Genomic DNA, 24,081 nt, shown 5'->3' on the forward strand with positions numbered 1-24,081 from the left:
TCAGTTAAGGCATATGAATTCCAGGGAATCCTCTAACTTCCGTGTGAATTCGGCCTTAACCCTCCTATATTCATCATTCTCCTCATGGAATACCCTTGAAGCGAACTTTCCTGCCCTCGTGAAGATGGCGTAGTCCCTTGCCAGGTCCGAAATCGAAAGACCTGACCCTCCGGACTGGCTTACTCCAAACAGCTGGCCGGTCCCTCGCTGCTTCATATCCTCCTCTGCTATGAAGAATCCGTCATTGCTTCTTACAAGGGTCTCAAGCCTCGTCCTGGTCTCCTCGGAGCTCATCTTCGATACCATCAGGCACCATGACTGGTGCGCCCCTCTTCCTACCCTTCCCCTCAGCTGATGAAGCTGGGCGAGGCCGAACCTTTCTGCGTTCTCTATGAGCATCACAGTGGCGTTCCCTACATTGACCCCGACCTCGATGACCGTGGTGGAGACGAGTGCCTTCAGCTCACCGTTCTTGAATGCCTTCATGACCCTGTCCTTTTCAGCACCCCTCATCCTGCCATGAAGCATCCCCATTGGTATGCCCTTCATCATCCCTTCGGAGAGTTCTGTGAAAAGCCCTTCCACGGAACTTGCCTCAAGCTCCGAATCCTCATCTATGAGCGGTGTTACGATATAAGCCTGCCTTCCGCTTCTTATCTCCTCGATGACCTTGCTGTAGCACTGCTTCCTTCTTTCTTCGGAAAACAGCATCGTTTTGATATTCTTTCGTCCAGGAGGCAGTTCATCGATCGTTGAGACGTCCAGGTCCGAATAGAGGGCAAGAGCCATGGTCCTTGGAATCGGTGTTGCCGACATGACTAGCACGTCAATCTCCTGACCCTTCCCTATAAGCCTGGCACGCTGGTTGACCCCGAACCTGTGCTGCTCATCAGTTACCGCTAGGCCAAGCTTAGGAATAGACACGCTTTCCTCAAGCAACGCATGCGTGCCGATGATTATCATCGGGGTCCCATCAGCAAGGTCCTTCTTTATCCTGTCAGCCTCCTTCTTTTTCGTAGAGCCTGTCAGGACCTCGATCCTTGTCCCGAAGGCCGAAAGGAGAGATTCTGCCTCATCCCTGTGCTGGGATGCAAGGATCTCCGTCGGTACCATAAGAGCACCCTGGTACCCGTTCTCGACGACATTGAAAAGGGCAGTCAGAGCCACTATGGTCTTTCCCGATCCCACATCGCCCTGGAGGAGCCTGTTCATCGGATAGGGCCGCTTCTCGTCAAGGAGTATTTCGCGGATACACCTTGACTGCGCCCTGGTCAGTTCGTACGGAATGCTTTCCTTGAATTCGGCGAGCCTTCCGCTCATCCTGAATGCAATCCCGTTCGCCGCATCCTTCCTTCGGTTCCTGGCGATCATTATCTTAAGGGAATAGGAGAACATCTCCTGGAACCTGAGCCTTTCGAGCGCTTCAGAAAGGTCCTTGTCATTATCCGGGAAGTGGACAGTCCTGACGGCCTTGTCCAGCTCCATGAGCTTCTCCTCAGCGAGTATATCCCCGGGCAGGTTCTCGTTGATAATCACCGAATCCAGTACCTGCCTTATGAGCTTCCTTATGAGGTTTCCTGTGACCCCTTCAGCCTGCGGATAGATAGGTGTTATCTCCACGACTTCCCTTACTGTTGAAGGATTCACCACTTCAAGCCCTTTTCCCTTACGCACGAACTTTCCTGCCAGGTGGTAAGTACTGCCGACAGTGTAGTTGCTCGAAATGTAAGGCATGTTGAACCAGGTCGCCCTGATGTCCCCGAATTCGGACCTGAAGGAAGCGCTGACCATTGCAAGACCCTTCCTGAGCTTCACCGGCCTGCCTATTTTTACAAGCTCGGCTTCGACCACCGACTTATCCTGTCCGTTGAACGACGACTCGCATGCATCCGATAGTTTTTCATAACCTCTCGGAAAATGGAGAATAAGGTCAAGTATGGTCCTGATCCCCATTTCTTCGAGCTTCTCAGCAGTTTTTTCACCGACGCCCTTGAGCGTCATCACCGGGTCATGAACTTCCATGTTTCCTCCATGCAAAGAAGGAAGGCCAAGCCTTCCTGTGTAATGTCATTATTCTACGGAGATTATGAAGTAGTAGAGCGGCTGCTTTCCAGCCAGGCTCATGACATCAAGGTCCCCGTACTTCTCTTCGAGCTTTTCCATGAACGCCTGGACTTCCTCTTCAGCTGCATCGCTGCCGTAGAATACCGTGAGCGCCGAGCTGTGCTCGTCAACCATCCTTTCGATAAGGGCTTCAGTGAGCTGGTATAGGTCCCTTTCAACCTCGACGATCTTGTTGTCGAGAAGTCCCAGGTAGTCCCCCTGCCTGATTTCGATTCCATCTATCTCAGTGTCCCTCACCGCATAGGTGACAGAACCTGACTTAACCTCTTTGAGGCTGCCTGTCATTGACCTGATGTTAGCATCAAGCTCTGATTCAGGATTGAATGCAGTCAATGCCGTTATACCCTGTGGAATCGTCTTTGTTGCTATTACATGCACGTCCTTGTGCGAAATTTCACTTGCCTGGTTTGCCGCCATGATTATGTTCTTGTTGTTCGGCAGAATGAAGATATGTTCCGCATTAAGACTTTCTACAGCCTTCACGATATCCTCTGTAGAAGGATTCATTGTCTGTCCGCCTTCAATTATCACATCCGCACCCAGGTCAAGGAACGCAGCCTTGAGCCCTTCTCCGACAGATACGGAAATGAAGCCATACTTCTTTGCCTCAGCCTCAGTATCTTCCAGAGCTGCAGGATTCTCCCCGTGACCCACGGTTTCCGGGACATCCTGTAGGTTCCTGTGCTGTTCTCTCATGTTCTCTATCTTTATCTTTGTAAGCTCACCCAGCTTTCCTGCTTCTGCAAGAACAAGTCCTGGTTCATCAGTATGGATGTGGACCTTGATGATGTCATCGTAGCCTACGTATACGATCGAGTCTCCCATTGTTTCAAGATATTCCCTGAAAGCGCCATTGTCCGGCTCAGCCAGAATTATGAACTCAGTGCAGTATCCGAAGGTTATCTCTGTATGTGTGTCCCTTGCTGCCACATAGCTTTCTGCAGGTGCCTTCTCTTCTGTCTTTCTCTCGGTCATCTCTCCTGAAAGTGCCTCATACATACCCTGAAGTATTACAACAAGTCCCATTCCGCCTGAATCGACTACCTTTGCAGCCTTAAGCTGAGGTAGCATCTCAGGTGTCCTTTCAAGCGTGTCCTTTGAAATCTCAACGATATTCCTCATCAGCTCGGTACAGTCATCAGTGTGCAGCTCTACAGCCTTCTCTCCAACTTCCCTTATGACTGTCAGTATCGTCCCCTCTGTCGGTCTCATGACCGCCCTGTATGCTGACTTGGAACCTTCTATGAAGCTAAGCGTCAGTTCAAACGGATTAACTTCATCTTTGCCCTCAAGTCCTTTTGCAATCCCTCGGAATATCTGGGAGAGTATGACTCCTGAATTCCCTCTTGCTCCCATAAGGGCACCCTTCGCAAGTGTCTTGGACACTTCTCCGATGTTCGTGGACTTGTGCCCTTCAACTTCCCTGACTGCCGCCCGGAATGTCATGGACATGTTGGTGCCTGTGTCTCCATCCGGAACCGGAAAGACATTGAGCGAATCAACATATGCCTTCTCATCCTCCAGTTTCGCACTGGCGTTGATGACCATGCTTATAAATTGCTGTCCATTGATCTTGCTGTATTTCATCTGAAAATAACCTCCCGTAAAAATGGACAACATAGGGAATGTCCAGCTTTTACAAATCTCTTTATATCAATACTGTTTCTGCCTTGCCTGAAGTCCAAGAATCATATTCTTCCATAATAGTACATATTTAAATACCAATTACCGAAAAGTCAGGTTTTTTTAAGAATTGGTCCTAGAACCTTATACCCTCGATATTTACTGTTATGTTCGCTACCTTGAGACCTGTATGGTTCTCAACGTTGTACCTTACCTTCTGTATTATGTTTCCGGCGATAACGGATATCTTAGTGCCATACTCTACAACCACGAAAAGGTCTATGGAAAGCTCGTTGTTCTTGTAGTTTATCTTGACGCCCTTGTTAAGGTGCTCTACCTTGATCAGTTCCCATAGTCCGTCAGCTGTATTCTTGGAGGCCATGCCCACGACACCATAGCATTCCATAGTGGAAAGACCGACTATCTTGGCGATCACCTCGTCTGAGTAGGTTATGTTGCCGTTGCTGTTGGTTAATCCTATCAATTTACTCCCTCCTTGACTGAATTCATCTTATATAATATTATATTTTCATTGTAACTTCAAGATAAGCTAATGTACACGGAAAATTATGTTGCAAACAAGTCCGCCGTTATGTTAGAATGTTATTTGTTCCAATCGGGATATTAGTTTTCGATTTCATAAACTCTCATGGAGGAGGTGTAAATCTGATGGCAAGAGTATGCGAAGTATGCAACAAGGGTGTCATATCAGGAAAATCTTACTCACACTCACACAGGCAGTCACTTAGAAAGTGGGCCCCAAATCTACAGAAGGTTAGAGCTATTGTCGACGGAACTCCACAGAGAGTTGTCGTATGTACAAGATGCTTGCGTTCTGGCAAGGTTGAGCGTGCGATATAATTAAAGATTGACTGGATAAATCATCCGTTAGAAAACCCAGGGATTAATTTCCCTGGGTTTTCTAACGTCCTTTTTTCAGTCCCTTGACTTCATGACGATCACAATTCCGCTTTTGAATGAAACCTCCATTGTATCCCCGACAAACTCGTTCGAGACGGTCCTGGGGTCCCCCATCCTGAGCCTGTAGTCATGCAGAGGATATCTTGCCCCTTTGATGGTAAAGCCCTCCACATCGCCCCTGAAGGCCTGGAAAGATATGAAGTCCCCGAAGTCCCTGGTGATGACTCCTGGTCTGTTCATCAATCCGATCTTGTTGTAGCCGTCGATAATGAAGGCTTCCTTCCCTTCACTGAGTGCCTCCTCAAGAAGCCCCAGGTTTCCCAGGAAGTGGTCGAGCCTCACACCGGTGCAGCCGAAGAACAGGTAGGATTCAGGCGAGTATTCCCTCGCCTTCAGGTATGCCGCTTCGGTGTCCGTGAAATCCTTGACCGCATCGAACCTGATGATTTCGCACCTGCCCTTGAGGTATTCAAGGGTTTCTTCGCTGAGAGAATCGAAGTCACCAAGAAGCACGTCAGGCATGATGCCAATCTCCTTCAGGAATTCTCCTCCACTGTCCGCTGCGATTATCACATCTCCCGGTTCAACATATGAGGTGAAGAGCTCCCTCTTTGGACTTTCCCCTCCAGAGACTATAATTGCCTTCATCTGAGGGCTTTCCTCAGCTTCATCATGTTCTCCGATATCTCGTTGTTCCTGTAAACCGCCGATCCCGCCACAATGACATCCGCACCTGCCTCGGCAGCTGCCCTGATGTTATTCTCTCCTATCCCTCCGTCTATCTCGATCATGAGTGAGGGATTGAGAACATCCGCCATTTGCCTGAGCTCCCTGACCTTGTCCAGCGCGTACGGAATGAAGGACTGGCCTCCGAATCCGGGATTCACTGACATTATGAGAACAAGGTCCAAGTCAGGAAGGACATGCTTCAATACGGAAACAGGCGTTGCAGGATTAAGCGTTATTCCTGCCATCACCCCAAGGCCCTTTATCCTGTGTATCGCCCTGTCGACATGTTTCTCCGCCTCATAGTGGAAATTGATGAGGTCGGCTCCTGCTTCAGCGAATGCCTCGAAGAAATTCGAGGGCTCCATTATCATGAGGTGCACATCAAACGTGAGCTTGGTAAGCGGCCTTATCGCCTTGATCACAGGAAGCCCGAAGCTTATGTTCGGGACAAAGGATCCGTCCATGACATCGATATGTATCCAGTCAGCCCCTGCTGTCTCAGTTGTCTCGATGTCCCGTCCCAGGTTTGCGAAGTCTGCTGATAATAATGATGGTGCTATCTTGACCATTTTTTCTTGTTTACCTCCATAAGTTCATTCAAGAATCTCAGATAATAGTTGTATCTTTTTTCAGAAATAGTCTTGCCCACAGCTTCTTTTACGCTGCAGCCCGGTTCCTTGTTATGGGAACATCCGGTAAACCTGCAGTTCCCCTCATGCTGGTGGAATTCAGGGAAATAATCCTTCAGCTCGTCAGTTTCCATCGAAAGCTCGATAGATGAGAATCCTGGAGTATCCACTACAAAGCCATCATTCACATTTACAAGCTCACTGTGCCTTGTGGTATGCTTTCCCCTTTTGAGCCTTACAGACACCACTCCAGTCTCCATGTGCTCCTTACCGAGTATACGGTTCAGCATGGTAGACTTTCCAGCTCCCGAAGGTCCGCAGAACACGGTGATGTTACCGGGAAGCTCCCTGAGGATCACATCAAAGTCCTTTCCCTCTTTAGCACCGATGAACAGCAGCCTGTAGCCCGTACCCATGAACAGTTCCCTGAGCTCTTCCATCTGCCCCTCATACGACAGGTCAACCTTGTTGAAAACAAGCACTGGAGTTATATTGGATTTTTCGAGCATGACAATGAACTTCATGAGGAGCTCCTCGTTTATGTCCGGATTCCTCATTGCTGACACGACAAAGGCCTGAGTGACATTTGCAACCATTGGCCTCTCAAGCTCAGACGACCTCGGAAGTATCTCAGAGATCACATTTGAATCCCTCTCAACCTCGATTATGACCTTGTCACCTACCATAGGGGTCACATTCCTCAGCCTGAATATTCCCTTGGCCTTGCATTCGACTACACCGCCTTCAGTGCTTACGTAGTAAAAGCCGCCTATTCCCTTTATAATCAATCCTTCCATGGCACCGGTCCCGTGATTTATTTGGGCTAGGCATCCTGCCCTTCCTGCCCCTCCCTTAATTATATCCTTCAATCACTCTTAATTCCACAATTTATATCTCAGCATCCCTTACTGTATCGTTCCAGGCATAATGCTGTTCAAAAAGGCAGCCGCAAGCGGCTGCCCAGTTATTATGCTTATCAAGGCTGAGTTGTTGGTGCTGCAGTTGGCTCAGGTATCGGTTCTTCAGACTCAGGCTCACCAAGTATCTGAACTGTGCTTCCGTAAGGAACTGACCTTCCCACATTCGGGTTCACATCGACCACATTGTCAGTACGTAATGTGTCTCCGGCAAGGACCACCTTGAGTCCAAGGGATTCCAGTTCTGATTCATATGCTGCTACAGTCAATCCTGAAAAGTCGCCTATCAGGACCTCCCTGTACTCATATATGGTCACATTGACCTTGGACCCCTGCTTGACTTCAGTGTTTTCAGGTATTTCCTGAGATTTGATGGAGCCATCCAGTTTCTTGTCACCGGTAGGCTGCTTGGTGACCGTACCAAGCACGAGCTTTACAGACTCCAGGAGATTCTTTGCTTCAGTCTCTGAAAGTGACACCAGATTCGGCACCTTGGAAATCTGTATCTCAGGTCCCTTCGATACCACTATGTTCACAGGACTGCCCTTCGGCATATCCGTCATCGCAAGAGGTTCCTGGCTAATTACCTGCCCCTGGGGGACAGTCTCGCTGTACTCTTCAGTGACAGCGCCCTTGATGAAGTTATTGTTTGCAAGGAGTGTCTCTGCTGATTCAAGTGTCATGTTCAGGACATCGGGAACCTTAAGCTTTACCTGGCCTGCACTTAACACGACCTGCACTGTAGAGCCTTTCTTGACACTTTCACCTTCGCCTGGGAATGACCTCAGGACAGTTCCCTCTGGCAGGTCTGAATTTTCCATCGAACCTATCTGCATTACCAGACCGGCATCAACGAGCATATCTTCAGCGTTTTCCTTAAGCATTCCTGAGATAGCCGGGACCTTTGTGTTTTCATCTACAACTGTTGTGGGATTCTTGGTTCCTCCACCGAACACAAATTGTCCGAGAATAGCTCCCAGAGTAAGGAATACTACCATTACAAGACCCACTATGAGCACTGTCTTGTTCTTTCCCATCGGCTTCTCGTCATCGAATATGTCATCTTCCATTGGGTCTCTCTTAGGTTTAACCGCAGACATCACCTGGGTCTCTCCGCCAAATACCGCTGCAGATTCTATGTTTTCACCTGCACGTACAGTCCTCAGGTCTACAAGCAGCTCCTCGATCTTCTGGTATCTTGCTATCGGATCCTTCGCGGTGGCTTTGATTATTACACTGTTGATCCCTTCCGATAGGAGGGGATTAATCGTCTTAGGAGCTTTTATCTCCTCCTGCATATGTTTAAGTGCAATCGTTATGGGGCTCTCGGCGTCAAAGGGCACTGCCCCTGTGGCCATTTCGAACATTACTATGCCAAGTGAATATATGTCTGATCTTCTGTCGGTAAGGTTTCCTCTCGCCTGTTCCGGTGAGAAGTAGTGCGCTGATCCTATTATCTTCCCCGAATGGGTAATGGTGTTTGAATCAGAGTGTTTTGCTATGCCGAAATCAGTGACCTTGACCAGGTTGTCTCCTGTAATCATTATGTTGTGAGGTTTGATGTCCCTGTGGATTATATTATTGTTGTGAGCGCATTCAAGGGCTCTTCCTATCTGCATGGAGTAGTCCAGTATCTCATCGTTTGTGAGCTTGCCCTTTTCCCTTATGACCTGCTTCAGTGTCTTTCCCCTGACATATTCCATTACAATGTAATGTATGTTGTCCTCACTTCCCACATTGTATATGTTCACTATGTTGGGATGAGAAAGGAATGCCACTGCATTGGCTTCCTGCTTGAACCTGTCAAGTATCTCCCTGTTAGAGGTGAATTCTTCCTTGAGAACTTTGACAGCATCATATCTGTTAAGCTTCGTGTCAAGGGCCTTGTATACGGTAGACATGCCGCCCTGGGCGATCTTCTCCACAATTTCGTAACGGTTGCCGAGTATTTTTCCTATCATTTTACTGCTTCTCCTCCAAATACCAACAAAGTGATGTTATCCTTGCCGCCTCTTTCCTTTGCCATTGTAACCAGATGTCTGAGGCTGTTCCCGTTCTCGCCCTTTTCGCTGACCTCGAGGATCTCTTCCTCGGAGATGTAGTCGGTCAGCCCGTCGGTGCAGAGCAGGTATATGTCGTAAGGATCCGACACAAGCGTATGCATGTCGACCTCCACTTCCTCGTTGGTTCCTACCGCCCTTGTTATTATGTTCTTGTTATGGTGGTGCTTTGCCTCTTCAGCGGTAATCGTGCCCATGTCCACTAGTGTCTGGACCAGCGAATGGTCCTTGGTAAGCTTGACGATTGAATGCTCCCTGATCCTGTATACCGAGCTGTCCCCTACATGAGCCACATGGATCCTTCCATGCTCAGAAAGCACCGCGGACACTGTTGTTCCCATGCCCTTCAGGTGCTTGTCATTGGCTGACATCCTGTATATTGCCCTGTTGGCTGATTCCACAGCCATTTTCAGCTGCTGGTCCGGCAAAGCCGAAAGTCCGTCTGTGAAAGCATCCTTTATGGTCTTCATGGCCATTTCACTGGCCACCTCACCTGCATTGTGACCACCCATTCCATCGCATACGACGAAAAGTGCAAATCCATTGCCTTCAAGCCAGCCAGCGCTGTCTTCATTAAGTTTTCTGATATTGCCGATATCGGAAATCAAATCTACCATTAGCCGTCTCCTGTCCTACATGCCATCAAGATAGCTTCTTCTGAGCTGTCCGCATGCAGCATCTATGTCTCCACCCATTTCTCTCCTTACCGTGGCTTCAATCCCCCTTGATTCAAGGGCGTTCCTGAAGCTTTCCACAGCTTTGTTCTGTGATGGCCGAAAGAGCATCTCCCTTATGACGTTCACTGGAATCAGATTGACATGCGTCTTCATCCCCTTGAGCAGGGAAGCAAGAGCATAGGCATCCTCCAGACTGTCGTTCACACCGTTTACCAGTGAGTATTCAAAGCTCACCCTTCTGCCTGTCTTGTCCATGTAGTACCTGACCGAATCCAGTATCTCCCGGATGGACCAGCGCCTGGCGATCGGCATTATCTCGCGCCTCTTTTCATCAGTCACGGCGTGGAGCGAAATTGCCAGGGTTATCTGCAGCTTCATGTCCGCAAGCTCCCTTATCCTGTCCACAAGTCCGCACGTTGACAGGGTTATGTTCCTGTGTGAGAGGCAGAGTCCTTCCTTCATGTTGACAAGCTCGAGGAATCTCAGGACATTCCCAAAATTGTCCAGAGGCTCACCGCTCCCCATGAGCACGACATGGGACATCCTCTCACCCGCTTCCTTCGACGCTGCCATAACCTGACCCAGTATCTCACCTGGTAGAAGGTTCCTGACCATTCCGCCCTTTGTGGAAGCACAGAAGGAACAGCCCATGGCACAGCCAACCTGGGATGATACGCATACGGAGTAACCATAAACATACTTCATCACCACGGTTTCGATTATGTTTCCATCCTGCAGGGCAAGAAGCATCTTGACTGTCCCGTCCTTTGAGACCCTTTTGTCTATCACCTCAGGGACATATATGACGAAGGCTTCCTTAAGCTTCTCTCTTGATGTGCTGTTCAGGTTCTTCATTTCATCGAAGGAACCGGCTCCCTTATACAGGTAGTCAAGTACCTGCTTGGCCCTGAATGAACCTTCGCCACTGTCCTTGAACCATTCCTTCAGTTCATCATAGCTCCAGTCGAATATATTGTCCAAAAAAACACCTCTTGATTAGTTCTCCAAAGATTATATCATAAATCACCGCAAATGCTGAAATACACTGCAGTCTATAGAAAATCATAGGAATATTTTAAGATTTCATCATTTCCGCACAAGCTTTGAAAGGAAAAAGCCATCCATGGTTGATGTCGGAAGAACTGTAATGAAACCTTCCTCTGAATACAGAAGGTTTGGATGGTCCCCTAGCTGAATCCTTTCCGCCTGGAAATCAGGGTTGTTTTCAAGGAACCACCTGACGTTCTCCTCATTCTCAGAAGGATTCAGCGTACATGTCGAATAGACCAGGGTACCGCCTTTCTTCACATAAAGCCTGGCGACATCCATGAGCCTTCGCTGGAGTGCAGGAAGACCATCAAGCTCCTCCTGGGTCTTGGTATGCTTGATGTCAGGCTTCTTCCTTATTATTCCGAGTCCCGAGCATGGAGCGTCAAGAAGCACCGAACCAGCGCCGAAGAGCTCCGGGATAGGCTCGCCTGCATCGTGGAGCCCGGCTTCTATCCCCTTAAGCCTGAGCCTACCTGCATTTTCCTTTATTGTCCTTATCTTCGCCTCATATATGTCATAGGCGAGCACCCTTGCCTTGTCTCCTGAGAGCTCCGCAATATGGGTGGCCTTTCCGCCGGGTGCGCTGCACAGGTCCAGGTATATACCTCCTTCAACCGGTTCCAGAAGCGGAGCTGCGAGCATCGAGCTTTCATCCTGGACAGTAAGCAGGCCTTCAGAGAAGAACCTGTTCGAAGCTACCGAACCTCCGCCTTTAATAATAATACCAAACGGGGACACTGATGTCGGTTCAGCCCTGAATCCATCGTTTTCAAGCTCCCTGAGGACTTCATCCCTTGATATCCTTAGCGTGTTGACCCGGTAGGTGACAGCAGGCCTTTCATTCAGGCCTTCAAGTATCTCCTCGGTCCTTGACTTGTAGTTCCTGCTGAAGTGCATGACCATCCATAGCGGGAATGAGTGTTCGTATGCCATCCTTTCGAGCTTTGACCGGAACCTCGGGACAGTATCATCCCTCGTTACGCTTCTCAGCACAGCATTCACAAACCCTGCCACTCTCGGATTCACTTCTCTCGCTAGCTCAACAGCTTCACTTACGACAGCATAGTCTGGTATCCTGTCAAGGTACTTAAGCTGATATGCTGACATCCTCAATATCTGGAGGACCAAGTTCTCGATCTTCTTCAGTGGAGTAGTGGAATTCCTTGCGATCATATCATCAATGGTAACAAGCCTTTTCAGTGTACCATATACCAGTTCGGTGACAAGCGCCCTGTCATCGTCCTTCAGGTTCACTGAAGAAAGGGCATTATCCAAAGCAATGTTTGAATATGCCCCTTCATTCATAATTTTAACAAGTGTCTCAAGTGCGACCTTTCTCGCCTTTGCAGCCACCTTTATCTTCTCCTGTTCCTCAGGATAAGCAGCCTTGCAAGGTTAGCGATTCCTGAAAGTGCAGCAGCTATGTATGTTAGTGCAGCGGCATTCAGCACCTGTCTGGCCTTTCCCAGTTCATCGCTGTCAAGGATGCTGTATCCCTCAAGGACAGCCATGGCCCTGCTTGATGCATTGAATTCCACAGGAAGGGTCACAAGCTGGAAAAATACGGTTGCTGAAAACAGTACTATTCCTATGGTCTGGAACACTGGTATTGAAAGGAAGAGTCCAAGTATGAATATTCCGAAACCGAAGTTTCCTCCGATCGAAGCCACAGGTACCAGAGCTCCCCTTATCTTCATCGGAAGGTATTCCTGCTGATCCTGGATCGCATGTCCCACCTCGTGGGCAGCAATTCCAAGCGCTGCTATCGACCTTGAACTGTATACACCCTGGGATAGCCTGAGCTTCTTGCTTCTTGGATCGTAGTGGTCGGTAAGGTCCCCTGCGACCTGCTCGACAGGAACCTCATACAGGCCAGCCCTGTCAAGAATGAGCCTTGCGGCGTCGCTTCCGGTCATACCGCTCCTGTTTGCCACCCTGGAATACTGTGCATAAGTGGACCTCACCTTGTTCTGTGCGTACATGGCGATAATTATCGCCGGAATAAGTATGAGCATCGTTGAATCAAATCCATAAACCGGATAATACACTATTTTATACCTCCCTTGAATTCAGTCGAGTCAATCCTGTTTCCATTCAGAAAATCCCTGATGGCCATGGGTTTCTTGTTCGGATACTGTACCTTCTGTATGCTTAGGGACCCATTCCCTGTGGATACCACAAGTCCTGCCTTTGATACATCTGTTATTTCTCCGGGTTTCCCGAAAGTATCCTGAATGACCTTCGCCTCGAGTATCTTCACCTGGTCATCGCCAATGAATGAATATGCCCCCGGGACTGGTGCCAATCCACGGATAAGCCTTTCGATCTCCACTGCATCCTTTGTCCAGTCGATCAGTCCGGTTTCCTTTTTCAGCATCGGGGCGTAGGTATGTGAACCGTGGTCCTGTGCTTCAGGCTTTATCGTACCTTTTGAGATACCTTCGACCGTCCTCAGAAGCAGGTCCGCTCCTCTTTGGCTCAGAAGGTCATGGAGCTCACCTGCGGTCATTTTCTCTCCGATCACAACCTCATCCTTGAGGAGCATCGGTCCAGTGTCGAGTCCCTTTTCCATGAGCATCGTGGTGTTTCCGCTTTTCTCATGTCCTTCTATGATTGCCCAGTTTATCGGTGCCGCTCCCCTGAGCTTCGGAAGAAGCGATGCATGAAGGTTTATGCATCCGTATTTGGGTATCGACAGGACTTCCTCACTCAGTATCTGTCCGTATGCCACAACGACAATGAAGTCAGGCTCAATGGCCCTCATCTCTTCAATTGCAGCTGTGTCAGTCCTGAGTCTTACTGGCTGGATGACACGGATACCTCTCTTCAGAGCTTCCTCCTTTACAGGCGGAAACAGGACCTTCTTCCCTCTTCCCTTCTCCTTGTCAGGTTGAGCCACAACCAGTTTAACACCATACCTGTCATCGAGGGATGCGAGTGATGGTACGGAAAAATCTGGAGTTCCCATGAAAATTATGTCCAAATCACACCGTCTCCTCTTCAGGTTCGAAGTCCTCAGGTACATCCTCAAGCTTGTCCGTGAACAGGCTTCCGTTGAGATGGTCGTTCTCGTGGCATATAGCCCTGGCAAGGAGCATTGAGGCTTCAAGGGTGAACTCCTCACCCTCCTCATTAAGGGCCCTGACCTTAACATACCTTGGTCTCTTTACTACCCCTGATTCACCCGGAACAGAAAGGCATCCCTCATAGTCAAGGTATTCACCTTCCATTTCGATGATCTCAGGATTTATGAACACATATTTCTTCTCTTCCAGTCCAATGACAAATATCCTCTTCAGGATCCCTACCTGAGGTGCCGCAAGTCCGACCCCGTCCTCATGGGCCATGGTGTCGAACATGTCCTTTATCAGAGTCCTTATCCTTGGTGTGATCTCAGTCACAGGCTTTGCAATCTTTCTGAGGACATCGTCCCCAACAGTCCTTACATTTCTTAACGCCATATCTTATCTCCTTGTCATAGCATGCTTGTCGGATCAAGGTCTATGCTTGTCCTGACATCCCTTACGCTCTTCTCGAGCACAAGGTCCTTTATTCTTCTTGCAATGTCAGGATCCAGCTCACCTTTAAGCAGCACCTGCCACCTGTGGTTCTGCTTTATCTTTGAGATAAGGCAGGGGCTCGGACCTAACATGATGATTTTATCATAGCCAAATAAAAATTTTCTTAATTCAGCACCGACTGTTTGTATATTTTTTATTAACAGGGCTTCATCCACAGAGCTCTGAACAATGGACATGATCCTTGAAAACGGCGGATTGTACATCATTTCCCTCGCTGAGATCTCACGCCTGTAGAAGCCCTTGTAGTCATGCTCCTTCGCATTCACTATGGAGGGGTCCTCCGGAGTGTAGCTCTGAATAATGACTTTACCAGGCTTGTCATGTCGGCCTGCTCTGCCTGCAACCTGGGTTATCAGCTGGAAAGTCCTCTCGCCGGCCCTGAAATCAGGAAGATTCAGGGACAGGTCGGCAGCGATAATTCCTACCAGAGTCACATTCTTGAAGTCCAGTCCCTTTGTGATCATCTGTGTACCGATCAGGATATCCCCCTCCCGGTTCTTGAAGGAATTGTACATATCCTCGTAGTCTGACTTGTTCTTTGCCGTATCCCTGTCCATTCTCACTACCCGTGCACCTGGAAATTCCTTCCTTACCATCTCCTCAACCTTCTCGGTCCCCGTCCCGAACTGCTTTATGTATCTGCTGGAACAGGCCGGACAGGTTTCCGGAAGCACCTGCCTGTAGCCGCAATGATGGCAGGAGAGATCCCTTGAGGTATGGTAAGTGAGGCTTACGCTGCAGTTCGGGCAGTTGAAAACATGTCCGCAGGATCGGCAGGATACGAAAGTCGAGAAGCCTCTCCTGTTCAAAAACAGTATTACCTGTTCCTTTGAATCCAGGGCTTTTTCGATCTCGCCCCTGAGCACCCTTGAGAACATTGACCTGTTTCCTGCCCTGAGCTCTTCCCTCATATCCACTGCAGTCATCTCCGGGAGTGAACCTTTCGTTGCCCTCTTATCAAGTGTTATCAGCCCTATTTCGCCAGTTACAGCCCTATGGTAGCTGTTGATTGAGGGTGTTGCAGATGCGAGCACAAGTCTTCCGCCCTTTCGATCCATCATGAATTCAGCCATTTCAACTGCTGAATACTTCGGGTTCATCTCAGACTTGTAGGATGACTCATGCTCCTCGTCAACCACGATGAGACCAAGGTCCCGAAACGGAAGGAAAAGCGCTGACCTTGCCCCCACGGCTATCTTCACCTCACCATTCTTTACCCTGTGCCATTCATCGAACCTTTCACCTTCGGAAAGCCTGGAATGGAAAATTGAAATGTCCTTTCCGAATCTTCCCTTGAACCTCTCGATCATCTGGGGAGTGAGGCTTATCTCAGGTACAAGCACGATGCTGTCCTTCCCTTCCTTTAGCATCCTCTTTATGACATCCATGAAGACTTCTGTCTTTCCGCTTCCGGTTATCCCGTGTACGAGGTAGGTACCTGGTTTTTTCATTATAGTGTCCGAGGCGATGAGCTGTTCCTGGTTAAGCCTGGGTGCTTCATAGTTTTCATAATCCCTTATGTCATGCCTGCTGCTCCTTACTGAAGACACCTCGATCACGCCATGCCTGATCAGGGTATTGAGTGAGCTTGGTGAAAATCCCATCCTGGATATGTCTGCCCTGATGAATTTCCCCGGATTCTTTCCTATAAGATCAGCTATCGAAGCATATGGCTCCTTGTTAAGCTTCCCTGAAAGCACAAGGTTCGGGTAAAGCTTCTCCTCGGTCTTGAACCCAGCTCCCTTTAATGTGCCTACCGGAATGAAAAGTCTTATGCCCTCGAGATAGGTGCAGAGATATCTCTTCCTCATCTCCTCAACAACTTCAACAGTCCAGCTGTCGAAAAGCGTTCCCGGAAACACCGAGGAGATGTCCTTTATACCCTTGACCTCTGCTTCAGGAATCATTTCAACTACAAATCCGTCAAGCCTCTTGTTGGATGCCCCGAACGGTACCTTAACCCGGCTGCCGACCGAAATATTCATCTTTTCGGGTATCTTGTATGTAAAAATCCTGTCCATGGCCTGTGATTCGTTGTTTACCACTATTCCTGCAAATCCCATTGGGTCACCTCCTAAGCTTCCACCTATACTGTCCTTTCAACCGCCTATTGCTTCCATCCTCTCGATTTCCTTCATCAGGAACATGAACCTTTCGCGGCCGGCTTCAATCCTCTTTTCAAGGAACTCCATGAATTCTCCGCAAAATTCCCTGTCCTCGACATTCAGTTCACCTGCCAGCTTCATGTTGACCTCCGCATCATGAATGCTGCCTGCCGTGTCCTGAACTGCCTTAAGACGGGCACGCCATATTGCCCCTCCCAAATCACGGTCTTCCTCTGCAAGTTCCAGGCTGTAGAGCGCTTTCTTCACCTCTATCCTGTACTTGTGTATCCTTCGCTTTTTCCCGAAGCTCTGAGATGCACCTGACCTTAGCCCTTGGAGCATGCTGCATAGCCTTTCCTTGGCAAATGTGTCAAAGTGCGCATCACCCTTCGCTTCATCAGTCAATTCCAATGATACCATCATGTCCCTTATCACTTTCATCTTTTCCTGGATCAGCTCCCTGTCCTCTCTCCGGGGTAAGGATCCAGCCCTGACCATTTCAATCGCTTCTTCAGCTTTACCTCCATGCTCCGGATGCTCCCTGACAAAATCCCTCAATGACTTTACCAGCATGTCAGATTCACGCTTATCCCCGAAGGCACCTATGGTATCCTTGAGCATCCTGTCAGCTGTTTCATAGGAAGATTCCTTGATCAGCGGAAGGAAAAGGTAGAGTATTGAGGTCAAGACCCTTATATCCACCCTTACATCATGTACAGCTTCAGGTTCCTCCGGATTTTCATAATGCCTGGAAAGGTCAGTTTCAAGTTTCTTAAGAGTCCTTCCTGTAATCGTGAGATAAGCATCATCGCACCCTTTGGCTGCCATCTTTCCTGAAGCACCTTCAGAAACCCTTGATGACTTCATGGTCATACACCTCTTGAGGCATCCTGCAGCGCCTTCAGGTTCCTGTCATCGAAGCTGACCATAACAACCCTCTCCAAAGTGTCATCATTCCCGAGGAAGTCATTAACGGCTTCCAGAGCAACCCTTGCAGCCTCCTCCACAGGATATCCGTATACTCCCGTGCTTATGGCAGGGAATGCGATGCTCTTAAGTCCATTCGAAGCGGCAAGCTCCAGGGACCTCAGATAGCAGCTGCGAAGAAGCCCTGCGTTATCCTGGCCATGCCTGTAGATCGGGCCGACAGTATGAATGACATGTCTGGCTTTCAGCCTGTAGCCTTTGGTGATCTTAGCCTCGCCGGTCTGACAGCCGTCCAGCCTTCTGCACTCATCAAGAAGTCCGGGCCCTGCTGCCCTGTGTATGGCTCCATCGACTCCGCCTCCCCCCAGCAGGCTGCTGTTCGCAGCGTTGACGATCGCATCTGCATCAATCTTAGTAATGTCACCCTTGGCTATCTCGATCCTACTGTCCATGCTTGCACCTCCTGGTTTCTTCTACTTAGATTATACAGCCTTGGAAGGTCTGCAGGAACTGCTGGTGGCTGGATGAGGAAATATTGCAGAAAATTCAAAGGACCAGGTGATTCCATGGTCCTCTATCTGCCTATTCCTTTTTAAGGATCTCATCAAGCAGCCTGTCGGCAGTTTCCCTCTTGCTGAGCTCTCCGAAAGCTGTCTTTTTGCCAGACCTTGAATACAGCACAAGTGAATTCCTGTCCTCACCGAATACTTTCCCGCCGGAAATGTCATTCGCTGCAATGAAGTCCAGATTTTTATTTTCCAGCTTATCTGTAGCATATTTTTCAATATCATGGGATTCCGCAGCAAATCCTACCAGGACCTGGCCCTTCTTTCTCTCACCCATCTCTCGCAGGATGTCGTTGTCCTTCTCGAGCTCAATGACAAGGGTACCGTCCTTCTTCTTTATCTTGGTCTCCGAGTAGTTCATGACCTTGAAATCTGATACGGCTGCTGCCTTTATGACATAGTCCATCGAATCATACACGGACAGGCTGGCATCCCTCATCTCGCTGTTGGTCTTAGCCTCAATGAGATTGACTCCTGACGGAAGGGGTACTGAAACTTCACCATATACCAGCGTAACATCTGCTCCCCTGTCCCTTGCGGCTTCTGCGATGCTTATTCCCATCTTGCCTGAGGACCTGTTGCTTATGAGCCTTACAGGGTCTATCGGGGCTACAGTTCCACCGGCAGTGACAAGTACCTTTTTCCCCTCAAAATCATTTTTCGGGTAAAGGAGCCTGACAATATCATCCACAATATCCTGGACATTTGCCAGCTTACCTTCACCTACATCACCACATGCAAGCCTTCCGGATCCAGGCATGGTAAAGCTGTATCCAAGTCCTTTAAGCTTCGTGATGTTCTCCTGGACTATGGGGTTTGCGAACATCCTGGTATTCATGGCAGGTGCAATGAGCTTTTTAGCTTCGGTAGCCATAATTGAGGTCGATATGAAATCGTCGGCGATTCCGCCTGCTATCTTCCCTATAATGTTTGCTGTGGCAGGCACGACTGCAAAAACATCCGCCTTTTTCGCAAGTGATATATGGGCTATCTCCCAGGCCTTGGGCTCCATGAACATGTCCGTCAGGACAGGGTTCTGGCTTAGAGACTGGAAAGACAGCGGGCGCACGAATTCCTGTGCTGATTTCGACATCGCCACGTCGACCCCAATACCAAGCTTCTTCAGCGCGGACACGACCTCAAGGGCCTTGTATGCGGCAATGCCTCCTGTGACCCCTATCACCACGTTCTTCAATTTACTTCACTCCGTCCTTCAGAGTCTCGTAATGTATCAGTCCTTCATTTACCTCGTTGATCGCAATCGAAAGAGGCTTGTTGCTGTCAAATTCAGTAAGGAGCGGACTCCCGTCAAGGATCTGCCTTGCCCTTCTTGCGGCCACAGTCACAAGTCTGTACCTGTTATCCACCTTTTCCAGAAGTTCGGTCACCGATGGTTCAATCATTGAATGCATTATAATTTTCCTCCTTCAAGGATACTAGCTCCTTGCTTATCCTCGTTACACGACATTTCTCTGCCACTACTATGCTCCTGAGCTTTTCGTAGGACTCCTCAACAGTCTTGTTTATTATAGCGTAATTGTACTTGGAAACATAGTTGAGCTCGTCGAAGGCAGCCCTGAACCTCGTGATAAGTGATTCAGGGGTCTCACTGCCCCTGCCGACTATCCTTTTTCTGAGCTCGCTCATGGTAGGCGGCAATATGAACACGAAGATGCCCTCTGTAGTGTTCTCCTGGACATTCAGCGCTCCCTGGATATCTATCTCCAGTATTACGTCGATCCCTTCGGAAAGCTTCCTTTCAACCTCAGAACGGGGTGTACCGTAATAGTTGCCGTATACCTCGGCGTATTCGAGGAAGTCGTCTTCAGCGATCCTCTTCTCAAACTCCTCGCGGCTCAGGAAAAAGTAGCTTTCACCATTGACCTCTCCAGCACGAGGCTGTCTTGTAGTAGCGGAAACTGAATTCCAGACATCCTTATGCTTTTCCGTATACTCCCTGCAGACCGTACCCTTGCCTGCACCTGATGGTCCTGAGAGGACCAGTAGCAATCCTCTATTCATCTATACCGACCTCATCGATCTGTCCGTCCATGGACTGAAGCCTGTGCGCCACAGTCTCCGGCTGCACCGCAGAAAGTATTATGTGGTCTGAATCCGTGATGATGACCGCTCTGGTCCTTCTTCCATACGTGGCGTCAATGAGCATGCCCCTGTCCCTTGCCTCCTGGATTATCCTTTTTATTGGTGCCGATTCCGGACTGACTATCGCCACCAGCTTGTTGGCTGATACTATGTTCCCGAATCCTATGTTGACAAGCTTTATTGCCATGAGAACCTCCTTAAGTTCAATTGAGACATGCATCACTCTATGTTCTGCATCTGCTCCCTTATTTTTTCTATGTCGTTCTTTATTTCCAGAACGGTGTTCGTTATCGTTATATCCACCGATTTGGATGCCATGGTATTAGCTTCCCTGTTCATCTCCTGAGCGAGGAAGTCAAGCTTTCTTCCTACAGGCTCCTCCTCCGCAAGGAATGACCTGAACTGTTCCATATGGCTTGCAAGCCTTGTTATCTCTTCGTCTATGCTGGCTCTGTCAGAATACATGGCAACTTCAAGCGCCAATCTGTTCTCGTCAACCGGAATCTGGTCCATTATGCCTTTCAGCCTTTCAAACAGCTTTTCCCTGTATGCCGGCATGACGGTAACCTCACGTGACTTTATTATTTCGAGCTTGTCAAGGATGGAGTCAGCCTTCTGAAGCATATCCCGCTTCAACAGCTCACCTTCCTTCTGTCTCATGTCCTGCATTATGGCTGATGCATCCCTTACCGCCTTTTCGAGAAGTATCCATATCTCGTCAAGGTTCTCTTCGGTCTCTTCAGTGTAGACCACGTCTGGGAACTTGGAGATAAGGGAAACTGAAACATCGTCAACAAGGCCGAGCTCATCCCTCATCCGTTTGAGGACGGAAGCATACCTTCCTGCAAGGGATTCATTATACTTGACTTCAAGGTCATCCTTGATGTGGTTCCTGTATGTGATGAACATGTCAAGCTTTCCCCTGGTTATGTATTCCTGGAGAGTCTTCCTTATTCTGTCTTCCAGCGGGAACAGGCTCTTTGGCATTCTTATGTTGACGTCGAAATATCTGTGGTTGACTCCCTTAAGCTCCACAATGACGCTTCTCTTGCCGTCATCGGCCAGGGCTCTTCCGAAGCCCGTCATACTTTTAATCATGAGATCCTCCGATTTTTGTTTATAAACATTATAGCTTCACAGCGGCATAAAGTTCAAGCACAAGGAATTATGCCTGCAAATGCGGATAAAGGTCACGCTCGAACCATTCCCTCACGTCTTTCGGGTCACTGAAGAGCGAAAGTGCTACCATGAGCTTGATCCTTGCCTTTTGCCCTGGCAGGCTTTCCCCGAATATCACGCCCATGGTCCTTAAGTGTTTCCCTCCGCCCTCATAGCCATAGCTCTCGAACACCCTGCCTTCATAGCATCTTGAGACTATTACGACAGGCACCCCCTTGGACAGGGCATGCCTTATTCCTTCAACCATTTGCGGCGGTACGTTTCCTCTTCCCAGGGCTTCAATTACGATGCCCTTGTCGCCCTTGTCAACAGAGAACCTGATGAATGAGGAGTCCATTCCGGCACATGCCTTGATCAGGGATACCCTCTGCTCCACCTTCGACACGCTTCTGCATTGCCTGCCTGACGCTACCCTGTAGTATATCACACTATTGTTGTCAATTATCCCTATCGGCCCGAATAAAGGTGTCCTGAAAGCATTGAGTGCCATTGAATTGGCTTTGGTCACCTCTGATGCGGAGTGCAGTTCGCCATTCATGCAGACCAGCACTCCCCTCCCCCTGGACGATTCAGAGGAAGCAGCTACAATTGCCTGAGCCAGGTTGAACGGTCCGTCATACCCGAGCTCAGAACCGCTCCTCATGGAGCCGGTAACGACTATAGGCTTTGAGGTCTCTATCGTAAGGTCCAGGAGATACGCCGTTTCCTCCAGAGTGTCCGTACCGTGGGTTATCACAATACCATAGATGCCATCATCCTCAAGCAGCATGGTGACATACGCCTGCAGGTCCATTATGCGGTCTATGGTCATGTGGGGACTGGGGACCGAGCTGAAATTATGGGAGACCACCTCAGCATGCTCTTCAATGCCGGTGACCATGCTCATTATCTCCTCACCTGTCAGAGTCGGAACAGCTGCCTTAAGCTTCTCGTCAAGCTTCATTGAAATGGTCCCGCCATTGAACACCACAGCGATCTTTTTCATCTAGGTCACCTTTTTTTCTGCAAAATACTGGTAATAGTATGTCATTATCCTTCCATTGTAAAGTTTCCTGTTTTTTGAGGCCTTTCTCCCGAATGCCTTCTCGAAACCATCCATGCTGGAAAGGATGAAAAAATCCGCATCCTGCATTCTCGCCTTGTCCCGGCCAAGCTTTGACATAAGCTCCTGGACTTCACCAGCCTCTCCCATCCTTTCGCCATAAGGTGGATTCGTTATGAGCAGGATATCCCTGTCATTCATCGTAAGTCCCCTGAAATCCTCCTTGTAGAAGTATATGTTGTCGAAGACCCCTGCCTTCTTGGCATTGATCCTTGCGGTGCTGAGGACATATGAGTCATAGTCGTAGCCTGTTATGGACAGCTTCCTTCTCTTCTCAGCCAGCTTTGCTCCCTCTCTCACCTGCTCCCAGATGTCAGCCGGGAAGGTTGGCCAGGTCTCAGACACGAAGGACCTGTTTATTCCAGGTGCTATGTTCTGGGCTATCATCGCAGCCTCTATAAGTATGGTTCCGGATCCGCAGAAAGGGTCCACCAGCGGCCTTCCGCCATCATATCCTGCGATCAGGACAAGCGCTGCAGCCAGAGTCTCCTTCAGCGGAGCTGTGCCTGAGCTTTCCCTGTAGCCTCGCTTATGGAGCCCGGGGCCTGACGTATCAAGTGACAGGGTCACCCTGTCCTTTAGGATACCGACCTCTATCTTGTATACAGGACCATCCTCAGGAAACAGTTCATTCCTGTATGTCTTCCTCATTGAATCAACCACTGCCTTCTTTACAATGCTCTGGCAGTCAGGAACACTGTGCAGTGTGCTCTTTACAGACTTTCCGGTCACATGCATCTTGCCGTCAAGCGGCACTATTGAAGGAAAATCAACTGCAAGGGTCCCCTGGTAAAGCTCCTCGAAGGAAAATGCATCAAACTCAGAGAGGCAGATGAGCACCCTTTCTGCAGTCCTGAGGTGGATGTTGCAGATGGCTATATCCATCTCATCACCCTCGAACATCACCCTCCCGTTTTCAAGCTTCAGGTCCTCATACCCAAGGTCCTTAAGCTCCCTTGCGGTGACATTCTCAAGTCCGAAGGCACATGTGGCTATGATCTTATAATCCATCTTTCTCTCCTTCGGCGATAACAAGCGATATGGGGCAGTGATCCGACCCAAAATATTCGTTGTGTATCCCAGTATCTGTTACAATGTCCAGAGCGTTGTCTGAAACCACGAAATAGTCTATGCGCCAGCCTACATTCCTGTCCCTGGCCTTGAACCGCTGGTCCCACCATGTATATATTTCAGTATCACTGTTCCTGTCCCTGAAGACATCCCTGAAGCCTGCTGCGAGAAGCCTTGTGAACCATTCCCTCTCTATAGGCAGAAATCCTGAGGTGGTTTCATTTGATTTTGGATTCTTGAGGTCGATCTCATTATGGGCAACATTGAAATCGCCTGTTATGATCACCTTTCTGCCAGATTCCCTCAGAGACCTGAACTCAAGAAGAAGGTCCTCATAGAACCTCATCTTGTAGGCAAGCCTCTCCTCACCGCTTCCTCCATTTGGAAAATATATGTTGAAGAGGGTGACTTCTCCCTTGTCTATCCTTATTACCCTGCCTTCGGCATCATAATCAGAGATACCAATGCCGAGCCTAATGCTGTCCACAGGTACCCTTATGTAGGCCGCGACTCCGCTGTAGCCTTTTCTGAGCGCTGAATGCATGTGGAGGGTATATCCCATTTCTCTGAGGTAATGCTCCTCCTCGAGCTGGCTTTCCTGCATCTTGGTTTCCTGTACCAGGAGTATGTCTGCATCAAGGAGAGCAGCACTCTCCCTGAACCCCTTCCTGGCTATCGCCCTTAGTCCGTTTACGTTCCATGATACTATCTTCATCA

The 24,081-nt window shown here is 49.0% G+C and carries 25 protein-coding genes; 1 reads left to right on the forward strand and 24 read right to left on the reverse strand.

All coding sequences use genetic code 11. The annotated features are described in order from the left end of the window. From recG to T472_RS03330, 3 genes are all read right to left on the reverse strand, one after another. Window positions 1–2,022, reverse strand: coding sequence for an ATP-dependent DNA helicase RecG (gene recG / locus T472_RS03320; RefSeq protein WP_023863311.1), 2,022 nt, complete (start codon window positions 2,020–2,022; stop codon window positions 1–3). Window positions 2,023–2,070: 48 nt separating this feature from the next. Continuing rightward, entirely contained in the window at window positions 2,071–3,711 is a 1,641-nt protein-coding gene (locus tag T472_RS03325) for a DAK2 domain-containing protein (RefSeq protein WP_023387403.1), read from the reverse strand. A gap of 172 nt (window positions 3,712–3,883) precedes the next feature. Then, window positions 3,884–4,231: an Asp23/Gls24 family envelope stress response protein gene (locus tag T472_RS03330; protein WP_023387402.1), complete on the reverse strand. Its 348-nt coding sequence runs from the start codon at window positions 4,229–4,231 to the stop codon at window positions 3,884–3,886. Between the two features lie 185 nt (window positions 4,232–4,416). Here T472_RS03330 and rpmB point away from each other — a divergent pair, with 185 nt between their 5' ends. Continuing rightward, complete coding sequence (gene rpmB, locus T472_RS19205; protein WP_082447540.1) at window positions 4,417–4,608, forward strand: 50S ribosomal protein L28; 192 nt, start codon at window positions 4,417–4,419, stop codon at window positions 4,606–4,608. Between the two features lie 75 nt (window positions 4,609–4,683). Here the strand turns inward: rpmB and T472_RS03335 are convergent, their stop codons facing one another. From T472_RS03335 to T472_RS03435, 21 genes are all read right to left on the reverse strand, one after another. Beyond that, window positions 4,684–5,316, reverse strand: coding sequence for a thiamine diphosphokinase (locus tag T472_RS03335; RefSeq protein ID WP_023387401.1), 633 nt, complete (start codon window positions 5,314–5,316; stop codon window positions 4,684–4,686). Continuing rightward, the gene (rpe, locus tag T472_RS03340; protein ID WP_023387400.1) at window positions 5,313–5,966 is read right to left on the reverse strand and encodes a ribulose-phosphate 3-epimerase; all 654 of its coding nucleotides are present in this window, start codon (window positions 5,964–5,966) and stop codon (window positions 5,313–5,315) included. The genes T472_RS03335 and rpe overlap by 4 nt, the downstream gene beginning before the upstream one ends. Continuing rightward, on the reverse strand, window positions 5,954–6,823 hold the full coding sequence (gene rsgA, locus T472_RS03345) for a ribosome small subunit-dependent GTPase A (RefSeq protein WP_040906559.1): 870 nt from the start codon (window positions 6,821–6,823) through the stop codon (window positions 5,954–5,956). The genes rpe and rsgA overlap by 13 nt, the downstream gene beginning before the upstream one ends. Window positions 6,824–7,002: 179 nt before the next feature. Beyond that, window positions 7,003–8,904, reverse strand: a complete 1,902-nt coding sequence (gene pknB / locus T472_RS03350; RefSeq protein ID WP_023387398.1) for a Stk1 family PASTA domain-containing Ser/Thr kinase — start codon at window positions 8,902–8,904, stop codon at window positions 7,003–7,005. Then, window positions 8,901–9,620: a Stp1/IreP family PP2C-type Ser/Thr phosphatase gene (locus T472_RS03355; protein ID WP_023387397.1), complete on the reverse strand. Its 720-nt coding sequence runs from the start codon at window positions 9,618–9,620 to the stop codon at window positions 8,901–8,903. Before T472_RS03355 ends, pknB begins: the two co-directional genes overlap by 4 nt. Before the next feature lie 15 nt (window positions 9,621–9,635). Beyond that, entirely contained in the window at window positions 9,636–10,661 is a 1,026-nt protein-coding gene (rlmN, locus tag T472_RS03360) for a dual-specificity RNA methyltransferase RlmN (RefSeq protein ID WP_023387396.1), read from the reverse strand. 105 nt (window positions 10,662–10,766) lie between these two features. Then, window positions 10,767–12,083, reverse strand: a complete 1,317-nt coding sequence (gene rsmB, locus T472_RS03365; RefSeq protein ID WP_023387395.1) for a 16S rRNA (cytosine(967)-C(5))-methyltransferase RsmB — start codon at window positions 12,081–12,083, stop codon at window positions 10,767–10,769. A gap of 2 nt (window positions 12,084–12,085) precedes the next feature. Continuing rightward, window positions 12,086–12,778: a zinc metallopeptidase gene (locus tag T472_RS03370; RefSeq protein WP_023387394.1), complete on the reverse strand. Its 693-nt coding sequence runs from the start codon at window positions 12,776–12,778 to the stop codon at window positions 12,086–12,088. After that, a complete protein-coding gene (gene fmt / locus T472_RS03375; RefSeq protein WP_174515114.1) occupies window positions 12,778–13,755 on the reverse strand; it encodes a methionyl-tRNA formyltransferase in 978 nt (325 codons plus the stop codon). Before fmt ends, T472_RS03370 begins: the two co-directional genes overlap by 1 nt. Further along, on the reverse strand, window positions 13,715–14,191 hold the full coding sequence (gene def / locus T472_RS03380; protein WP_023387392.1) for a peptide deformylase: 477 nt from the start codon (window positions 14,189–14,191) through the stop codon (window positions 13,715–13,717). The genes fmt and def overlap by 41 nt, the downstream gene beginning before the upstream one ends. Window positions 14,192–14,205: 14 nt before the next feature. Continuing rightward, window positions 14,206–16,374, reverse strand: a complete 2,169-nt coding sequence (gene priA, locus T472_RS03385; RefSeq protein WP_023387391.1) for a replication restart helicase PriA — start codon at window positions 16,372–16,374, stop codon at window positions 14,206–14,208. Window positions 16,375–16,410: 36 nt separating this feature from the next. Next, on the reverse strand, window positions 16,411–17,283 hold the full coding sequence (locus T472_RS03390) for a CHAD domain-containing protein (RefSeq protein WP_040906527.1): 873 nt from the start codon (window positions 17,281–17,283) through the stop codon (window positions 16,411–16,413). 2 nt (window positions 17,284–17,285) lie between these two features. Beyond that, on the reverse strand, window positions 17,286–17,795 hold the full coding sequence (locus T472_RS03395; RefSeq protein ID WP_023387389.1) for an O-acetyl-ADP-ribose deacetylase: 510 nt from the start codon (window positions 17,793–17,795) through the stop codon (window positions 17,286–17,288). 130 nt (window positions 17,796–17,925) lie between these two features. Then, window positions 17,926–19,104, reverse strand: coding sequence for a bifunctional phosphopantothenoylcysteine decarboxylase/phosphopantothenate--cysteine ligase CoaBC (coaBC, locus tag T472_RS03400; RefSeq protein WP_023387388.1), 1,179 nt, complete (start codon window positions 19,102–19,104; stop codon window positions 17,926–17,928). Between the two features lies 1 nt (window position 19,105). Beyond that, window positions 19,106–19,321, reverse strand: coding sequence for a DNA-directed RNA polymerase subunit omega (gene rpoZ / locus T472_RS03405; RefSeq protein WP_023387387.1), 216 nt, complete (start codon window positions 19,319–19,321; stop codon window positions 19,106–19,108). Continuing rightward, window positions 19,305–19,931: a guanylate kinase gene (gene gmk / locus T472_RS03410; RefSeq protein WP_023387386.1), complete on the reverse strand. Its 627-nt coding sequence runs from the start codon at window positions 19,929–19,931 to the stop codon at window positions 19,305–19,307. Before gmk ends, rpoZ begins: the two co-directional genes overlap by 17 nt. Further along, window positions 19,924–20,199, reverse strand: a complete 276-nt coding sequence (gene remA / locus T472_RS03415) for an extracellular matrix/biofilm regulator RemA (RefSeq protein ID WP_023387385.1) — start codon at window positions 20,197–20,199, stop codon at window positions 19,924–19,926. Before remA ends, gmk begins: the two co-directional genes overlap by 8 nt. A 32-nt stretch (window positions 20,200–20,231) precedes the next feature. Beyond that, window positions 20,232–21,110 carry a YicC/YloC family endoribonuclease gene (locus T472_RS03420; RefSeq protein WP_023387384.1) on the reverse strand — a complete coding sequence of 293 codons (879 nt, stop codon included), beginning with the start codon at window positions 21,108–21,110 and terminating at the stop codon, window positions 20,232–20,234. A 67-nt stretch (window positions 21,111–21,177) separates the two neighbouring features. Next, on the reverse strand, window positions 21,178–22,176 hold the full coding sequence (locus T472_RS03425) for an asparaginase (protein ID WP_023387383.1): 999 nt from the start codon (window positions 22,174–22,176) through the stop codon (window positions 21,178–21,180). Then, the gene (locus tag T472_RS03430; RefSeq protein ID WP_023863312.1) at window positions 22,177–23,304 is read right to left on the reverse strand and encodes a THUMP domain-containing class I SAM-dependent RNA methyltransferase; all 1,128 of its coding nucleotides are present in this window, start codon (window positions 23,302–23,304) and stop codon (window positions 22,177–22,179) included. Further along, window positions 23,294–24,079, reverse strand: a complete 786-nt coding sequence (locus T472_RS03435; RefSeq protein ID WP_023388035.1) for an exodeoxyribonuclease III — start codon at window positions 24,077–24,079, stop codon at window positions 23,294–23,296. The genes T472_RS03430 and T472_RS03435 overlap by 11 nt, the downstream gene beginning before the upstream one ends. Between the last annotated feature and the right edge of the window lie 2 nt (window positions 24,080–24,081).

The organism is Youngiibacter fragilis 232.1 (assembly GCF_000495435.3).
In the GTDB taxonomy this organism is placed as follows: domain Bacteria; phylum Bacillota; class Clostridia; order Clostridiales; family Clostridiaceae; genus Youngiibacter; species Youngiibacter fragilis.

Coding starts and splice junctions, on each gene's coding strand:
- T472_RS03395 (WP_023387389.1), bottom strand. CDS start 17,795: ATGGACAGTAGGATCGAGATAGCCAAGGGTGACATTACTAAGATTGAT.
- rsgA (WP_040906559.1), bottom strand. CDS start 6,823: ATGGAAGGATTGATTATAAAGGGAATAGGCGGCTTTTACTACGTAAGC.
- T472_RS03390 (WP_040906527.1), bottom strand. CDS start 17,283: ATGAAGTCATCAAGGGTTTCTGAAGGTGCTTCAGGAAAGATGGCAGCC.
- T472_RS03355 (WP_023387397.1), bottom strand. CDS start 9,620: ATGGTAGATTTGATTTCCGATATCGGCAATATCAGAAAACTTAATGAA.
- T472_RS03435 (WP_023388035.1), bottom strand. CDS start 24,079: ATGAAGATAGTATCATGGAACGTAAACGGACTAAGGGCGATAGCCAGG.
- T472_RS03325 (WP_023387403.1), bottom strand. CDS start 3,711: ATGAAATACAGCAAGATCAATGGACAGCAATTTATAAGCATGGTCATC.
- T472_RS03430 (WP_023863312.1), bottom strand. CDS start 23,304: ATGGATTATAAGATCATAGCCACATGTGCCTTCGGACTTGAGAATGTC.
- T472_RS03335 (WP_023387401.1), bottom strand. CDS start 5,316: ATGAAGGCAATTATAGTCTCTGGAGGGGAAAGTCCAAAGAGGGAGCTC.
- rpoZ (WP_023387387.1), bottom strand. CDS start 19,321: ATGCATTCAATGATTGAACCATCGGTGACCGAACTTCTGGAAAAGGTG.
- T472_RS03425 (WP_023387383.1), bottom strand. CDS start 22,176: ATGAAAAAGATCGCTGTGGTGTTCAATGGCGGGACCATTTCAATGAAG.
- fmt (WP_174515114.1), bottom strand. CDS start 13,755: ATGTACCTGAGGACTTCGAACCTGAAGAGGAGACGGTGTGATTTGGAC.
- rpmB (WP_082447540.1), top strand. CDS start 4,417: ATGGCAAGAGTATGCGAAGTATGCAACAAGGGTGTCATATCAGGAAAA.
- remA (WP_023387385.1), bottom strand. CDS start 20,199: ATGGCAATAAAGCTTGTCAACATAGGATTCGGGAACATAGTATCAGCC.
- gmk (WP_023387386.1), bottom strand. CDS start 19,931: ATGAATAGAGGATTGCTACTGGTCCTCTCAGGACCATCAGGTGCAGGC.
- priA (WP_023387391.1), bottom strand. CDS start 16,374: ATGGGATTTGCAGGAATAGTGGTAAACAACGAATCACAGGCCATGGAC.
- def (WP_023387392.1), bottom strand. CDS start 14,191: ATGGCGTTAAGAAATGTAAGGACTGTTGGGGACGATGTCCTCAGAAAG.
- T472_RS03420 (WP_023387384.1), bottom strand. CDS start 21,110: ATGATTAAAAGTATGACGGGCTTCGGAAGAGCCCTGGCCGATGACGGC.
- pknB (WP_023387398.1), bottom strand. CDS start 8,904: ATGATAGGAAAAATACTCGGCAACCGTTACGAAATTGTGGAGAAGATC.
- rpe (WP_023387400.1), bottom strand. CDS start 5,966: ATGGTCAAGATAGCACCATCATTATTATCAGCAGACTTCGCAAACCTG.
- recG (WP_023863311.1), bottom strand. CDS start 2,022: ATGGAAGTTCATGACCCGGTGATGACGCTCAAGGGCGTCGGTGAAAAA.